Annotated in this window: 11 protein-coding genes; 4 read left to right on the forward strand and 7 right to left on the reverse strand. The window is 53.9% G+C overall.

Annotated features, from left to right (window positions below; translation table 11 throughout):
• Positions 1 to 27 precede the first annotated feature (27 nt).
• The 4 genes from K7J14_RS14100 (at position 28) to rocF (ending at position 6,762) form a co-directional block, all read left to right on the forward strand.
• Positions 28 to 1,125 (forward strand): carbamoyl phosphate synthase small subunit, encoded by a 1,098-nt coding sequence (locus K7J14_RS14100; protein ID WP_230757735.1) that lies wholly within the window; start codon positions 28 to 30, stop codon positions 1,123 to 1,125.
• On the forward strand, positions 1,122 to 4,364 hold the full coding sequence (gene carB, locus K7J14_RS14105) for a carbamoyl-phosphate synthase (glutamine-hydrolyzing) large subunit (RefSeq protein WP_230757737.1): 3,243 nt from the start codon (positions 1,122 to 1,124) through the stop codon (positions 4,362 to 4,364). Before K7J14_RS14100 ends, carB begins: the two co-directional genes overlap by 4 nt.
• 80 nt (positions 4,365 to 4,444) lie before the next feature.
• Complete coding sequence (locus K7J14_RS14110; protein ID WP_230757738.1) at positions 4,445 to 5,830, forward strand: MATE family efflux transporter; 1,386 nt, start codon at positions 4,445 to 4,447, stop codon at positions 5,828 to 5,830.
• 11 nt (positions 5,831 to 5,841) lie between these two features.
• The gene (rocF, locus tag K7J14_RS14115) at positions 5,842 to 6,762 is read left to right on the forward strand and encodes an arginase (protein ID WP_230757741.1); all 921 of its coding nucleotides are present in this window, start codon (positions 5,842 to 5,844) and stop codon (positions 6,760 to 6,762) included.
• Between the two features lie 18 nt (positions 6,763 to 6,780).
• On the opposite strand, the gene K7J14_RS14120 is transcribed toward rocF, so the two are convergent.
• The 7 genes from K7J14_RS14120 to K7J14_RS14150 all read right to left on the reverse strand — a co-directional run bounded on the left by K7J14_RS14120 (position 6,781) and on the right by K7J14_RS14150 (position 13,856).
• Positions 6,781 to 7,398 (reverse strand): hypothetical protein, encoded by a 618-nt coding sequence (locus K7J14_RS14120; protein ID WP_230757743.1) that lies wholly within the window; start codon positions 7,396 to 7,398, stop codon positions 6,781 to 6,783.
• A 75-nt stretch (positions 7,399 to 7,473) separates the two neighbouring features.
• Positions 7,474 to 7,641, reverse strand: a complete 168-nt coding sequence (locus K7J14_RS14125; RefSeq protein WP_230757745.1) for a FeoB-associated Cys-rich membrane protein — start codon at positions 7,639 to 7,641, stop codon at positions 7,474 to 7,476.
• Between the two features lie 140 nt (positions 7,642 to 7,781).
• Positions 7,782 to 8,771, reverse strand: a complete 990-nt coding sequence (locus K7J14_RS14130) for a LacI family DNA-binding transcriptional regulator (protein WP_230757748.1) — start codon at positions 8,769 to 8,771, stop codon at positions 7,782 to 7,784.
• 90 nt (positions 8,772 to 8,861) lie between these two features.
• Entirely contained in the window at positions 8,862 to 11,048 is a 2,187-nt protein-coding gene (locus tag K7J14_RS14135; RefSeq protein WP_230757750.1) for a glycoside hydrolase 5 family protein, read from the reverse strand.
• Between the two features lie 17 nt (positions 11,049 to 11,065).
• Positions 11,066 to 12,121: a glycoside hydrolase family 5 protein gene (locus K7J14_RS14140; protein WP_230757751.1), complete on the reverse strand. Its 1,056-nt coding sequence runs from the start codon at positions 12,119 to 12,121 to the stop codon at positions 11,066 to 11,068.
• Positions 12,118 to 12,978 carry a carbohydrate ABC transporter permease gene (locus K7J14_RS14145; protein ID WP_230757754.1) on the reverse strand — a complete coding sequence of 287 codons (861 nt, stop codon included), beginning with the start codon at positions 12,976 to 12,978 and terminating at the stop codon, positions 12,118 to 12,120. Before K7J14_RS14145 ends, K7J14_RS14140 begins: the two co-directional genes overlap by 4 nt.
• Before the next feature lie 5 nt (positions 12,979 to 12,983).
• Complete coding sequence (locus K7J14_RS14150; protein WP_230757756.1) at positions 12,984 to 13,856, reverse strand: carbohydrate ABC transporter permease; 873 nt, start codon at positions 13,854 to 13,856, stop codon at positions 12,984 to 12,986.
• Positions 13,857 to 13,948 lie beyond the last annotated feature (92 nt).

Consider the following 13,948-nt stretch of genomic DNA (forward strand, 5'->3'; position numbering starts at 1 on the left):
ATGAACCCTCGCTGCATGGAGGTTACAGTGTACGATTATTCAAGAAACGCACGGATTTTACTCGAAGACGGAACAGAATTCGAAGGATTCGCCTTCGGTCATGAAAGTTCAGCCGCCGGAGAAGTATTATTTTATTCAGGACAGGCAGATATCGGCCGTTTGTTGTCGGATCCGTCTTTAAAAGATGCGATTTTGGTCCTTACCCAGCCGATTTGCGGCTCTACCGGAATACGGGACGCTGGAGTCTGTCCGTTTGGTCTGGAAACAGGGACAGAGCACCCGACAATAACAATAAAAGGCCTCGTCGTCGGAGATTATCAGGCGCCGGAAGTATTTCCGCCTCAGGAAAAAGCGTTGACCCGGTGGCTCAGAAAATATCAGGTTCCGGGAATTTCGGGCATAGATACAAGAGCCTTAATAAAGAAAATCGAACAACGCGGCGTCATGAGAGCGAAAATAATCATTGATGATACGAGGGACGTGTCGTTCAGTTCCGCTGGAAAACACGCCCACCCTCAATACATCTCTGTAAAGAAAAGGCAAACATACGGTGCGGGACAGAAAAAGATAATCGCGATCGACTGCGGTATTAAGCACTCTGCGTTACGGAAGCTTATTACACCGGACACAACCGTAATAAAAACTCCGTGGAATGACGATTTTCGGGGAGAGGATTTCGATGGAGTTTTCATCAGCGGAGGCCCCGGAGATCCGACTTCGTGGGATAAGCCGATAGCCATCATTAAAGACTTGCTCAAAGGGGACAGAGCAATCTTCGCGACCGGCCAGGGAGCCGTCATTCTGGCATTGGCGGCAGGCGGCGCAACATATAGGCTCGGAAAAGGACACCACGGGTCGAGCATTCCCTGTATCGATCTGCAAACAGGCAAATGCATTATTACTGCGCAGAATCATTCATACGGCATACGAGAAGATTCGCTTCCCCATGAATGGGAAACAACATTTCTAGAAAACAACTCTCATTGCATAGAAGGAATAAGGACGCGCAAAGGGCTGTTTTCAGGCGTACTGTTTCATCCGGAAGGAAATCCCGGACCTTCCGATGCGGCGTGGTTGTATGATGATTTTCTGAAAATCGTGATCGAGGGAGGAATACAGAAATGACGTCATATCGCATTAATACCCCGAAGACGGTACTTATCCTCGGTTCAGGGGCGCATAGAATCGGACAGACAGGAGAATTCGACTCATCGTGTCTGCAGGCGATCAAAGCCCTCAAGATGGAAGGGATCAGGACAATTCTGATTAACCCGGAAATGACTGCGGTTCATACGTCGGAAGGACTTGCCGACGCTACCTATTTTCTTCCTATAACAGCAGAATTTGTAGAATCTGTGATCGAGAAGGAGCATCCGGACTCGCTCCTCATTCATTTCGGGGGAAAGCTCGCATACCAATGCGTATTGGAGTTGGAGAGCCTCGGCGTTCTGGAGCAGTTCAACCTCCAAGTTTTGGGAACCCAGATGCCGGATCTGGACAAGGCGTTCAACAGAGAATCCTTCGTCGCCGCCCTCGATGAAGCGGGCATTCCTGCCTTGCGCGGCATAAAGCTCGCATGCGGAGAACAGAACGCCGTACCGGCAGACATCGAGTATCCGGTAATTCTTCGATCATTGAATTCGGGAGACGAGCGTGCGGCTCATCTGTGCGGGGACAGAGCAGAACTAGAACACATCATCCGGAAACGTTTCAGCGAAACGGCGTGCTGCTTCGTCGAACCCTTCCTGGGCGAATGGAAGGAAGTAGAAATTGAACTGTTGCGGGATGCGATGGACAACTGCATCCAGGTATGCAGCATGGAGAGCCTTGATTCGCTCGGAATCCATAACGGAGATTCATTGGTCGTCATTCCCGCTCAGACACTCAGCGGAGACGAACTTGAACGCATGAGAACAGCTGCGTTTCAAGCGGCCAGGCGATTCAATATCATTGGCGAAGCGACAATCCGCTTTGCCCTTCATCCGGACACGCGGGAGCAACTGTTGATCGAAATTGCTCCGCGGCTATCGCGCAGCACTGCCATCGCTTCAAAGGCCTCCGGTTATCAAATCGGCTACATAACCACCCGAATTTCACTTGGATTCGCGCTGTCTGAAACAGCGAATCCGTTAACGGCCAATAGTAAATTCTGCACGGAACCGGTTTTCGACTGCATCGCGCTAAAGATGCCGCGCTGGGATCGGGAGAAGTTCGAAAAGGCGGATCCCTATTTGGGGACAGAGGTGAAAGCCGTCGGAGAAGCGATGGCTTTCGGCAGGACGTTTCCCGAGGTCCTGCAAAAAGCCGTCAGGATGACGATGCCGGGGTGCCCGGGAATTCACGGGCACGGCCATTCATTCAAGGATATCAAGGATTCCCTCCGAAATCCCACAGACGAGCGCGTTTTCGCGCTTTACGAAGCGATTCGGGACGGCTGGTCTACCGAAAGAATCGTTAAACACGCTCACATAGATCCCTGGTTCATTTCTCAGTTGCGGATCATAGCGCGTATCGGGGAGGATTTATCTTCCGCGGGGACAGAGCAACAATCAGAAATCCCTCAATCTGCGCGATCGACCGGAAAAAAACTTTTGCCGGGAAAAGAGCTTCTGCTCGCGGCGAAACAGGCCGGATTTTCAGACGAACAGATTGCGCAGTGCGTCGGAAGCAGAGAAGACAAGATCAGAGCGTTGAGGCTTGAACTTTCGATCAGACCGGTAAGCAAATCCATCGATTCCACTGGCGGAGAATCGACCGTCAGGCACGGAGGCCTCTACATGACCTATTCCGGTGTTTCAGACGATGTGAAGGCGCTCGGCGCGGGAGCGATGGTGTTGGGAAGCGGACCCTTCCATATCGGTTCGAACCTCGAGTACGAATGGTGCTGCGCGAGCGCCTTGAAGACGATCCGCGCCGCCGGGAAGCCGGCGATAGTGCTCAACTGCAACCCGGAGGCGGTTTCAACCGATTTCGATATCGCAGATCGAGTATACTTCGAGGAATTAAGCCTCGAGCGAGTCTGCGATGTGTACGACGCGGAGCGTCCGGAGGGAATCATACTCTCGATGGGCGGTCAAATTCCGAATAATCTTGCGATTCCGCTCTCTCGAAGAGGCATCCCCGTTCTGGGAACCCAACCGGCCGACATCGACAGGGCGGAAGACCGGAATAAATTCAGCGCGCTTCTCGATCAGCTGGGCATCCAGCAGCCTGAGTGGATGGAAGTTTCCAGTCTTGAGGCTGCGAGACAGTTTACGGAAAAAAACGGATTTCCCCTGTTGATCCGTCCAAGCTATGTATCCTCGGGCGCGGCTATGAGCGTCGCATGGGACGACGCAAGCCTGAAAGGGCTGCTCTCCCGCGCTATGAAGGTCAGTCCCGATCATCCGGTGATTCTTACCCGCTATGCCGAAAATTCAAAAGAAATCGAAATAGACGCGGTAGCGAACAAGGGGGAGATCCTCGCCTACGCGATCAGCGAGCATATAGAAAACGCCGGCGTGCACTCAGGCGACGCGACGGTGGTTCTCCCGGCGCAGCGCATATATCTTTCGACGGCCCAGGCGATAAAAAAAGCCGCGAGAAAAATCGCGGCGGCTCTGGAAATCACCGGGCCGTTCAATATTCAGTTTCTGGCGAAAAGCACGAATATTCAGGTCATCGAATGCAATCTTCGCGCCAGCCGATCGCTGCCCTTCTGTTCGAAGGTGTTCCACATCGATATGGCTGCCCTTGCCGTGAAGGCTCAACTCGGCTTGGATGTACAAAAAATCGACGGATCGCGGCTCGATTTCGATCATGTAGGAGTCCGGGCGGCGCAGTTCAGCTATTCGCGCATGAAGGGGACGGACCCGGTGGCCGGAGTGGAGATGGCCAGCACGGGCGAGGTAGGCTGCATGGGCAGAGGAGTCCGGGATGCGTTCATGAAAGCCATGCTTTCGACCGGATATACCATACCGAAGAAAAAAATTCTGCTATCGACGGGTCCGATCGAAAACAAGGTCGACTTCATCGAAAGCGCGAAAAAGCTGAAATCGCTCGGCTATCAGCTTGCGGCTTCCGGAGGAACGGCTCGATTCCTGCAAAACCACGGCATCGAGGCGGAAAGCCTGCCCTGGCCGCTGGAGGACAAGCATCCGAACATCGCGGACGAGCTTCAGGCGGGATTGATCGATCTGGTCATCAATATTCCGAAAAACAACCGGGAAAGCGAATTGAGGAACGACTACAGCATCCGCCGGTTGAGCGTCGATCTCGGCATCCCGTTGATTACGAACATCAAAATCGCCAAGCAATTCATAGATTCGCTGGAGTGGTATAAAACCCGCGGACTCGAGGTGAAAAGCCGCGAAGAATATACCTGATCCAAGAATCTTACAATCTGTTAACCCCGCATCTTCGCCGGCAACTGGCGCAAGTGCGGGGCATTTTGTATAGTCGTGGAATGAACATCAAAAAATACATCGGGCCGGCCCATTTCTATAAGATGGCGCTCGGAATAGCCGTTCCGGTAATGCTTCAGGCTCTGCTCCAAAGCCTCGTATCCCTCATCGACAACTTCATGGTTGCCGGCCTCGGGGACATTAAAATGAGCGGCGTCAATGTAACGAATCAGCTCCTTTTCATCTTCATCGTCGCCTCGAACACCCTCGTCTCGGGCGGCGCCATTTTCATGTCGCAATTCAACGGCGCTAAAGACCGCGAAGGAATGCAACAGACCTTCCGGTATAAAGTTCTTACCATAAGCGTCCTGGCAACGGCTGCGATTGCTCTGTCCCTCCTGTTGCCGTCTCAAATGCTCGGCCTTTTGCTGAATTCGAACTCGCAGAGCGCGGGCATCATCGCCGAGGGAAAAACGTATCTTTCCTTAATCGCTCTCACCTTTATTCCGATGGGAATATCGCTTGCGATAGGTTCATCCCTCAGGGAAATAGGCAAGGTTCGCGCGCCGTTGATCATTTCAGTAGCCGCGACTCTGGTGAATACCTTTTTTAACTGGGTTCTCATATACGGCAACCTGGGCGCTCCGCGAATGGAAGTCGCGGGAGCGGCAATCGCCACGGTAATCGCGCGCGCGTTCGAGATGATTTTGTTCATCGGCTACGCGGCCGGAACGAAACCGCCGTTCTGGGTAAAGGCGCGCAGCTTTTTCAACCTCAATCTGCGCCTGTTCGCGGCTATCCTGAGAAAATCAGGAATCATTTTTCTTTCCGAGATGTCCTGGGTGCTGACGGAAACGGTGATGAACGCGGTGTATAACGGCCGCGGAGGGGCGGAAATAGTATCAGGGATGGCCGGAGGCTGGGCGATAGCGAATCTCTTCATGCTCGTGTTCGGCGGAATCCATACATCGGTAGGGGTAATAGTCGGAGGGACTCTGGGCAGGAACGAACTGGAAACCGCGCGCATACAGGCGCGCTGGCTCAGATCGGGAGCCCTCATCGTCGGATTCGTCGTGGCTGCGATAGAATGCTTTTCGGTGTTCCTCATCCCGGTAGTATTCGGAAATCTCTCGGCGGAAGCCCGCCTTATCACCCGGAACATGCTGTGGGTAATCGCACTGTATATGCCGGTATGGACGTATCTGAACGCGCAGTTTGCTACGGCTCGTTCCGGGGGAGACACGATCATGGGCGCATGGGTCGACGGCGGCGTGAATACGGTTCTCTTCCTTCCGGGCATTTTTCTGCTCGCGGCCTTCACGAAACTCGGGCCGATCGAGATGTTCGCTATTGTAAAACTCACGGATTTTGTTAAAGTAGGGATCGCCCATTGGCAATTGACAACTGAACGCTGGCTGAAAAACCTGGCGGCGCAGCATAAATCGTGAAGGAAAAACGAATGAAAGTACGAATAATAGAAATGCCCCTGGATTACGGAGCCAGCAGGCGCGGGGCCGATATGGGGCCGTCTGCGATACGGCTCGCGGGACTCAGGGACAAGCTTAATTCTCTCGGCATCGACTCCGACGATCTCTATCCGCCCATCGCGATACCGCCTCAGGAGTACATCGATCCCGCCAGCGAACTGCCGGTCGACGGAGCGAAGCATCTGGGGCCGATACTGGACGCATGCGGCGAGCTTGCGCAGAATGTCGAATCGGTATTGAAGGCGGGAGATTTTCCCCTCATTCTCGGCGGGGACCATTCAATCGCGCTCGGGTCCCTTGCCGGAGCGGCGTCGGCCCACGCGGAAACGGGAAAAAGGATCGGCGTGCTTTGGGTGGACGCGCACGGAGACTTCAATACGACGCAGACGACGCCGAGCGGAAACATCCACGGAATGATACTAGCCGCGTCCTGCGGATTCGGAATCCCCGAGCTTACCGGCTTTTACACGGGAAAACGCAAGGTCGATCCCGCGAACGTGTGCTATATCGGCGTCAGGGATCTGGATAGAGGAGAGCGGGCGCTCATGAAGGAAGCAGGAGTCACCGTCTGGTCGATGAGCGACATCGACCGCAACGGGATTTCAAAAACTGTGGCCGAAATCACCCGTCATTTCAGAGAAAACGTCGATACCGTCCACGTCAGCTTCGACATCGACGCTATCGATCCGCGCTTCGCTCCCGGAGTCGGCATCGAAGTTCCCGGAGGACTTACCTACCGGGAAGTTCTGTTTTTAATGGAAGAAATGGCGAATACGGGGATGGTCTCGTCCGCCGATATGGTTGAAGTGAATCCGGTCCACGACATCCGCAACAGCACGGCGAAAATGGCAGTCAACCTCATCGGCAGACTGCTTGGCGAAACGGTGTTCTAGACAGCTCGGAGTTCGTCTTTACACGATTTCCTTGGAAAACGAGCCGAGTGCTCCATGTACGAAGCCGATGCGTTCAAGATACTTCCAGTGATCTTTTCCGACATTCTCGTACACGAATCGGGAATAGCCTTTGTCCTTGAAATAGGGAAGCTGCTTCTCGAAAAACCAGGTTCCTATTCTGAGGTCGCGGTATTGAGGCGTAACATAATCGACGAGTATCTGGCACTCGGTCGGGCTCGAGTCCTTCCACGCGAAAAGTCCGGCGATTTCACCGTTGCACATGAAGTACGAAAATCCCCGGGCGTCCTCGAACGCGGTTTCTCCGAAAATTTGATCGATCTCATCGCGATGCTTTGAATAAAAGAAATCAAGGAGGGCGCTGCCGCGTTCCGCTTTAACGAGCTCATACTCGGCTTTGATCCGCGATATGCGGAGAACGAACCAAAGGTCTATGAAAATAATTCCCACATTCATGACAACCGTCGGAGCGGAGCGGGTTAAAAAAGCGAAAACTACAAAAAGCAGGGAACCGGCAGCATTTATCCACCGGAGTTTTACGATGGATTTCATTGTCAGCGATATGAGAATAATGAAAGAGGCGGTGTAGCCGAGAAGGTCGATATACATGTAGTTCACAGTCTCCTATGAGGCTCAGTATACCGGCTCTTCAGTATTTTTTCCACCATCGCCCTTCTGCTTCGAAGGGCGCAATCAGCTGCCCTGCTCTTCTTTTGCCTGAAAGGATCCGCATCCGGAACAGCCGGAGCATCCTCCGGAACACCCTCCGCCGGATCCTGTTGACGAGGATTTCCTGAACACGTTCCAGCCGGCGAAAACCGCAAGGGCGATAACTGCAAGTATTGAAAATAAAGTAGCCATGAATATCTCCTTAGATAACGATCTAATCATGGGGACAGAGCAACGTACGTCCATAGCAACATACGCCCTATCAAGCTCCATAATTGTTAACCAATACTAACTAAAAGATCTTCTTTTTCCGCCAGCTTGTCAACACCGGATCAGCGAAGAATCAATTCAACATCGAGAATTTTGTTCATTTCGCGGGGAACGGATCCTGAAAGGAAGGAAAAAAGCATTTCCGCGGCGTCGACTCCGATATCCTTCAGGGGTTGCCTGATAGTACAGACGGGTATGTCGAGATAATCGAAAAAGCGGTAATCGTCGAAGGCGCCAAGGCCTATTTTTTTGATGTTTTTCCCTGACAATCGAAGAATGTCGATGCAATCGAGGAGAAAGTCGCCGCCGGCGGTGATGTAGAGAGCGTCGAGATCGGGATATTTTTCTACGATGCGGGCGACTGCTTTTTGCGTGGAGTCGGAGGAATATTCGGTATGGGTCACGTCGTGCCAGTCGATGCCGGCCTTTTTGAGCGCCGAGAGATATCCGTCGATGCGCTGTTGGCTGTACAGATATCCTGCAGGGCCTGAAAGACAGGCGATTTTCTTGTATCCCCGGCCGATCATCCATTGAACCAGCCGCTCGCTCCCGCCGAAATTATCTACGTCTACGGAATAATGCTGAACCTGCGTGTTCCGTCCGATGAACACAAAGGGAATTTCTTCTTCGATGAGCCGGGAAGTGACGCCTGGATCGATTTGTTCGGCGCCGATAATCAAGCCGTCTACATTCCTGCGCCGTATGACGGCTTCGATGGGAGAGGCCAGATCGTCGTCGCTTACGGGCGTCAGGATCATGAGGGAATAGTTGCGTCGATTCGCGGCCTGGGCGATTGCGGTAATGATTGCCGACCAATAGGCGCCGGAAAGGGAGTAGCCCGCTTCGTGAGGGATCAATAAGCCGATGGTTCCGGTTTTGCTCGAGGCAAGGGCCTGTGCCGAGGCGCTTGGTTCGTAATTCAGCCTTTCCGCCAGTTCGAGTATCCGGCGACGGTTTTCCTCGCTCACTCCCTTGTGGCCGTTCAAGGCCTTTGAAACGGTGCTCTTTGCTACTTTCGCGATATCGGCAATTTCATTGATCGTAAGCTTCATGGTTTCACATACCCTACACCAGGAAACCGGAGTTGCGCAACCGGAAACAAAATCCGGAGAGCCGCGAAGCTCCCCGGCCGACCGACAGCATCAGTCTTTCTTATACAAAATCAGATCGTCGATATAGACGGTTCCCGGGTAGGCGACGAAGCCGAGGGTCGGGCAGAGCGTAACGCCGGTGAATTGGGGATTGCTGAAGTACTCGATCTCGACGATTTGGCGATAGTATTCTTTTCCGTCGTCGAGCTTCAGGATTTCGAGATCGCGCAGATACTGGTTGCTTTCGTGGAGGCCCGTCTTTACCCAGCCGGGGTCGAAGGCGGCGTAGGGCTGCGTTCCGGGCAGCGAATTTTCCGGTTTTGATTTCGTAGACGAGGGAACCGCGAGGTCCTTGCGGAAATAGAGAGTGAAGCGGATTTTAGCGCTCCCCGATACTCCTTCAAGCGGAACCATCTTTACCTTGAGTTCTTCCCATTCGTTGATTCCGGGAAAGTCGGCGTCGACCGCGAGCATTCCGCCGTTAAGCTTCGAGTGCGAGATGGTTTTCAGGCTCGCCTGATACGCGCCCAGAGAGGAGGCTCCGTAGGTTGAGTCGGCAAAATCGTAGGCGATCAGCTCGCTGTAGGAAACGCGGTTTGATATCGTAATTTTCCGCTCAGGGGTTTCAAGAACTGAGCCGTCGTCGAAGGTAAATACGCCTTTGACGGCAAGGATCGTTCCGTCCTCGATAGCATTCGTATCAAGGTTGTATCGCCACGCGTTCTGTTCGCGGTTGTACTGGAGAAGATTCGATTTCTTTCCGTCGATGTGGAGCCATCCATCCTTGAGGCGTTTGCCCTCTTCGATAACGAGAAACCGCAAGCGGAAAAAATCTTTCGCTTCCCGGTCCTTGGCCGGGTCGAGCATATAGACGCGCGTCTTGTCGGCATCTCTTTCTTCCCCCTCGAATCGGGCCGCGTATCTTCTGAGCAGGGCAGACACATCGCTGTCGTCGTTCATGATTCGGAATCCGTCGTAATCGTCGTAGAGGCCGTCCGCTCCGGGCTCTCCGAATTCTTTATCGTTCGACGCGGTCAGTATCCAATACATCGATCCGGCGCCGTCCGACTCGAGAACAGTATTGTTCCACAGGTCGTAGATAGCGAGTCTGTTCTGGCCGCCCGAGGCTGAAATTCCGTACTCTTCAAGAACGACGGGCTTCTTGAGCGCCTTTCCGGAATCGACATGATCCTTGATCCACTTGACGCCCCAGCCGGCGACTGCTTCTGCCGAAATTCCCCAGCTCTCGGGATACAGGTGATAGGTGCCGTAATCGATATCTTTCAACGCCAGGAGAGCGTCGAAGTCGGTGCCCTCGAAACCGTTATACAGATGGTTCCCTTCATCCATAAATCCCTGAAGGTCTTTTCTATTGAACGCGCCCTCGTCTCCGACTGCGCATAGCTGGAGCGGAGCGTGTTTCTTTACCCAGCCGCTCATTTCTTTCGCCCAGGCCGTCACGATTTTTCCGCTTTTATCGTCGGGATTGCGCGGCTCGTTCATAAGCTGCCAGGTCATGATCGTCGGATCGCGGTTATACGGCACGCCGGTGTAGCTGTTCACGCGGTTCAGCATCCATGAAACATACGCTTTGTACGCTTCGCGGGCTGCGGGATCAGAGTAAAAGTCGGTAGGCTTCTCAAGATCGAACCACTGTTGCCAGGCGGAGCCCTGCTGGATTCCGCCGAAATCAGCCCAGTAATTGTTAAGCGCTATCACGAGTTTGATGCCGCGCTTCCCGGCTTCAGCGATGGTGAAATCGAGGCGTTCGAACGCGTCCTTCGCTCCCTTGGCGTTCTTTTTCGATTCAGGCACTCCGAAGGATCCCCCGGATTCCGCAGTCGGCGGCTCGGTCATCCCGTATACGTTATGGTCGCGGTTCTGGCTGGTCATGCCGTTCATAAAGCCCCACACGCGCAAAACGCGGACATCCATGGCGACCGCGGCGTCGAGCACGTCGGAAAGCATTTTGTCGGACTCGTAGTGCATATAGTAGTTGTTCGTGCCGACGAAGCGGAAAGGTTTGCCGTCGAGCATGAACCGGCCGTCCTTCACCGCGACGAAGCCTTGAGCGGCGGCATGTTCGTTCTGCCGGGAGGCGGCGGTTGCGCAAGCTGCAAGAGAGCAGACAAGAAGAAGGCCGGCGGCGGCGCGCATCGAAAAAGCGGCTGCGCGGATTAAGACCCGCTGCGCGCGAAAGGCCTGAGAGGCAGGCCTTGCATCGTAATTAAGATTCATTTCGTCAACTCCTTTTTTCATATCATGTGTTCGCGAAAAAGCTCGTACATGTCCCGGTCGATGCGGAAGCCGTTCATCGACTCCCAACGCGCGCCGGGCCTCCCGTGGGAAGCGATTCCGAAATCGCCTGAAAAATTCCATAGGGCGAACCCCCAGCCGAGCTCGTTGAAAACCGATAACACGTCGGAAAACCAGCGGAGCGCGAGTGCATTGTCCACCTTGTTGTACACGCCGAATTCTCCGACATGCACCTCGATTCCTGTTTCCGATAGTTCCCGCCAGGGGCGGTAGTGCTCAAACAGAGCCGCTCTGTCCCAAGTCTTGCCGGCGTAGCGGGTACCGGGATACTCGGGAAGCGGAAGCCCCCGCGTCTCGGAGCACCAGGAAGCGCGGTAGTGGGTAACCGGCATGGGCTGGTAGCCGCGGGTGCTCAACACGGCGCCGAGGTCTGCGAGTTCCGGGATGGCGATGTTGCCGCCGCCCAGTCCGTCGAGAACGACGGGCCGCTGCGGCGATTTCGCGCGGATGGCTGCGGCCGTTCGGCGCATGATCGCTTCGTGAGAGTCCCGCGTCATTCCGTACTGTCCGATCTCGGGAGGCTCGTTTAACAGGTCGAAGCTCAAGAGATCGGCAGGAATCGAGGCGTACCTCCCGGCGAAGAACTCCCATTGAGAAACAAAGGCGTCCCGAGCTACGCCGTCCAGCCACAGGTTGTGCCGCTCGCGCTCGTTGCCGTTGATGCAGTATCCCGGAGCACGGTGAAGATTGAGAGAGCAATGCATGCCGCGGCTCGTCACGGCGCGCACGCAGTCGTCAACCCGTGAAATCATGTTCATGTCGGGTTCTCCGTAGCGGAAATCCCTGATCCAGAAACGGTAATCAAGCGGTATGCGGACGAAATTGCATCCCATGCCCGCGGCGAAATCGAGCTCCCTTTCGTCGATCACGATATCGCCGGGAGCTGCCGATCCGTCCTCCGCGGCCGAGAACATCCACAGAAAATTAAAGCCGTACCGCCTCGGTTTCCCGGATTTTGCGGAATCGTTGCGGACTTCGCTCGATAAACCGCTCATTGCTTAACGGCTCCCTGAACCAGGCCGGAATAAATCTGCTTCTGCAGGGCGAGAAACAACACAAGAGTCGGGAGCACCGCGATCATGATTCCCGCGCAGATGATCTCCCAATGAGACCCGTACGGCCCTTTGAATTTGAACAGCGCCGTGGAAATCACCTGCAAAGACTGCTTCGGCATATATAGAAACGGCGTATAAAAATCGTTGTACATGCCGATTGCCTTGATGATGAGCACCGTCACCGTGGCGGGCTTCAGCAGGGGCATGACGATCTGCCAATACACGCGGAAATATCCGGCCCCGTCCAGAATCGCGGACTCGTCGAGCGACCGCGAAATGCTCTCCAGAAATTGCAGATAGATGTATATCGCCATGATGTCCGTTCCCATGGCCAGGATGATGCCGACGGCGCGGGTGTTATAAAGGCCGAGCGCGTTGACGATCTGAAACCGCGAAACCTGGGCTGTCGTAGACGGAATCAAAACAATCCACAGAAATATGTTTTTGATGAACGCGCGTCCCCTGAACTCGAACCGATGGAGCGCATAGGACGCCATTGTCCCGGTCAAAATCGAACCCGCGCACGCGCCGGCGATGAGAATAAAAGTATTGAAAAACCCGAGAGCCATTTTCCCGCGGAGGAAGGCTGTCCGGTAGTTGTCGAAAATCCAGACTGCCGGGAGATCGAAAGCCCCCGTCGTGTTGAATTCGGCTCCGGTTTTAAATGATCCGATGAAAATAACCAAAAGCGGCAAAATAGTGAGCGCCGATGCCGTAATAAGTAGCAGGTACACAAGAGTAAGGCTCAGCACCGACCGCTTGCTCTGCGCGTTTGCGAAAGTAAAGACTGTTTGCATTCAGATCACCTCTCCTTGAAAATTTTCTTCTGGATGAAGGTCACGGTCAGAACTATCGCCGTAAGAATCATCGCCATCGCCGAGGCGAGTCCGAATTTATTAAAACTGAACGCGGTGTTCACCGTCCTGATAACGAAGGTCTCGCTCCCGTTTCCGCCGCCGGTCATGATGTAGGGCGTCTCGAAAACCGAAAGCGATCCGGTGATGGAAAGAATAACCATCAGTTCGATGATAGGAAGGATGGAAAGAAAAATGATGCGCCAGAAAATCTGCCATTTATTCGCGCCGTCAATTTCGGCGGCTTCGTAAATATCGGAGGGAATCGATTGAATCGCGCCGAGGAACATCACCATGTTGTATCCCATGTACCGCCAAACGGAGGTAGCCGCGATCGAATAGTTGACCAGCGAGGGATTCGTCAGCCACAACACGTCGCTGTCGATTCCGAGGAGTTTCAAAAAAGTATTGAGGGTACCGGTATCCTTGTAGAAATACAGGAACACCAGACCGATCGCGACGCCGTTGATCAGGTTCGGGAAAAAAAGCACGCCCTTGAAAAACGAATGCCCCTTTACTTTGAAGGAAAGAACCGTCGCGAAGAACAAGGCAAGTCCCAACTGAATGAACGACGCGCCGAAGTAATAGAGGCTTACGAAGAATACGCGGAAATTCTCGACCCTCGTCATCGCGTCGACGTAGTTCGCAAGGCCTATGAACTCTTTGGAGCTCAAGCCGTCCCATCTGAGAAAGCTGTATTCGATCATGCTGAAAAACGGGAGGTATCCGAAGATCGCAACAAGCGCCAGGGGAACCGCGAGAAAAACAGCCGCTACAACGCGCTGTTGCCGGGCATATGTCAATTGGGAAAAACGCTTCATGCTATAGTCCTTGTTTAAGTCGTCAAAGCAAGCCAGGAGCGCCCTCAGGCGGGCGCTCCGAGCCGTCATGTCCGCGCCGCGGACGGAAACGC

The organism is Teretinema zuelzerae, assembly GCF_021021555.1.
Taxonomy (GTDB): Bacteria; Spirochaetota; Spirochaetia; order Treponematales; family Treponemataceae; genus Teretinema; species Teretinema zuelzerae.

Bases quoted from the DNA above. Each gene is read 5' to 3' on its own strand.
- carB (WP_230757737.1), top strand. From the start codon at position 1,122: ATGACGTCATATCGCATTAATACCCCGAAGACGGTACTTATCCTCGGT.
- K7J14_RS14110 (WP_230757738.1), top strand. From the start codon at position 4,445: ATGAACATCAAAAAATACATCGGGCCGGCCCATTTCTATAAGATGGCG.
- rocF (WP_230757741.1), top strand. From the start codon at position 5,842: ATGAAAGTACGAATAATAGAAATGCCCCTGGATTACGGAGCCAGCAGG.
- K7J14_RS14125 (WP_230757745.1), bottom strand. From the start codon at position 7,641: ATGGCTACTTTATTTTCAATACTTGCAGTTATCGCCCTTGCGGTTTTC.
- K7J14_RS14130 (WP_230757748.1), bottom strand. From the start codon at position 8,771: ATGAAGCTTACGATCAATGAAATTGCCGATATCGCGAAAGTAGCAAAG.
- K7J14_RS14135 (WP_230757750.1), bottom strand. From the start codon at position 11,048: ATGAATCTTAATTACGATGCAAGGCCTGCCTCTCAGGCCTTTCGCGCG.
- K7J14_RS14140 (WP_230757751.1), bottom strand. From the start codon at position 12,121: ATGAGCGGTTTATCGAGCGAAGTCCGCAACGATTCCGCAAAATCCGGG.
- K7J14_RS14145 (WP_230757754.1), bottom strand. From the start codon at position 12,978: ATGCAAACAGTCTTTACTTTCGCAAACGCGCAGAGCAAGCGGTCGGTG.
- K7J14_RS14150 (WP_230757756.1), bottom strand. From the start codon at position 13,856: ATGAAGCGTTTTTCCCAATTGACATATGCCCGGCAACAGCGCGTTGTA.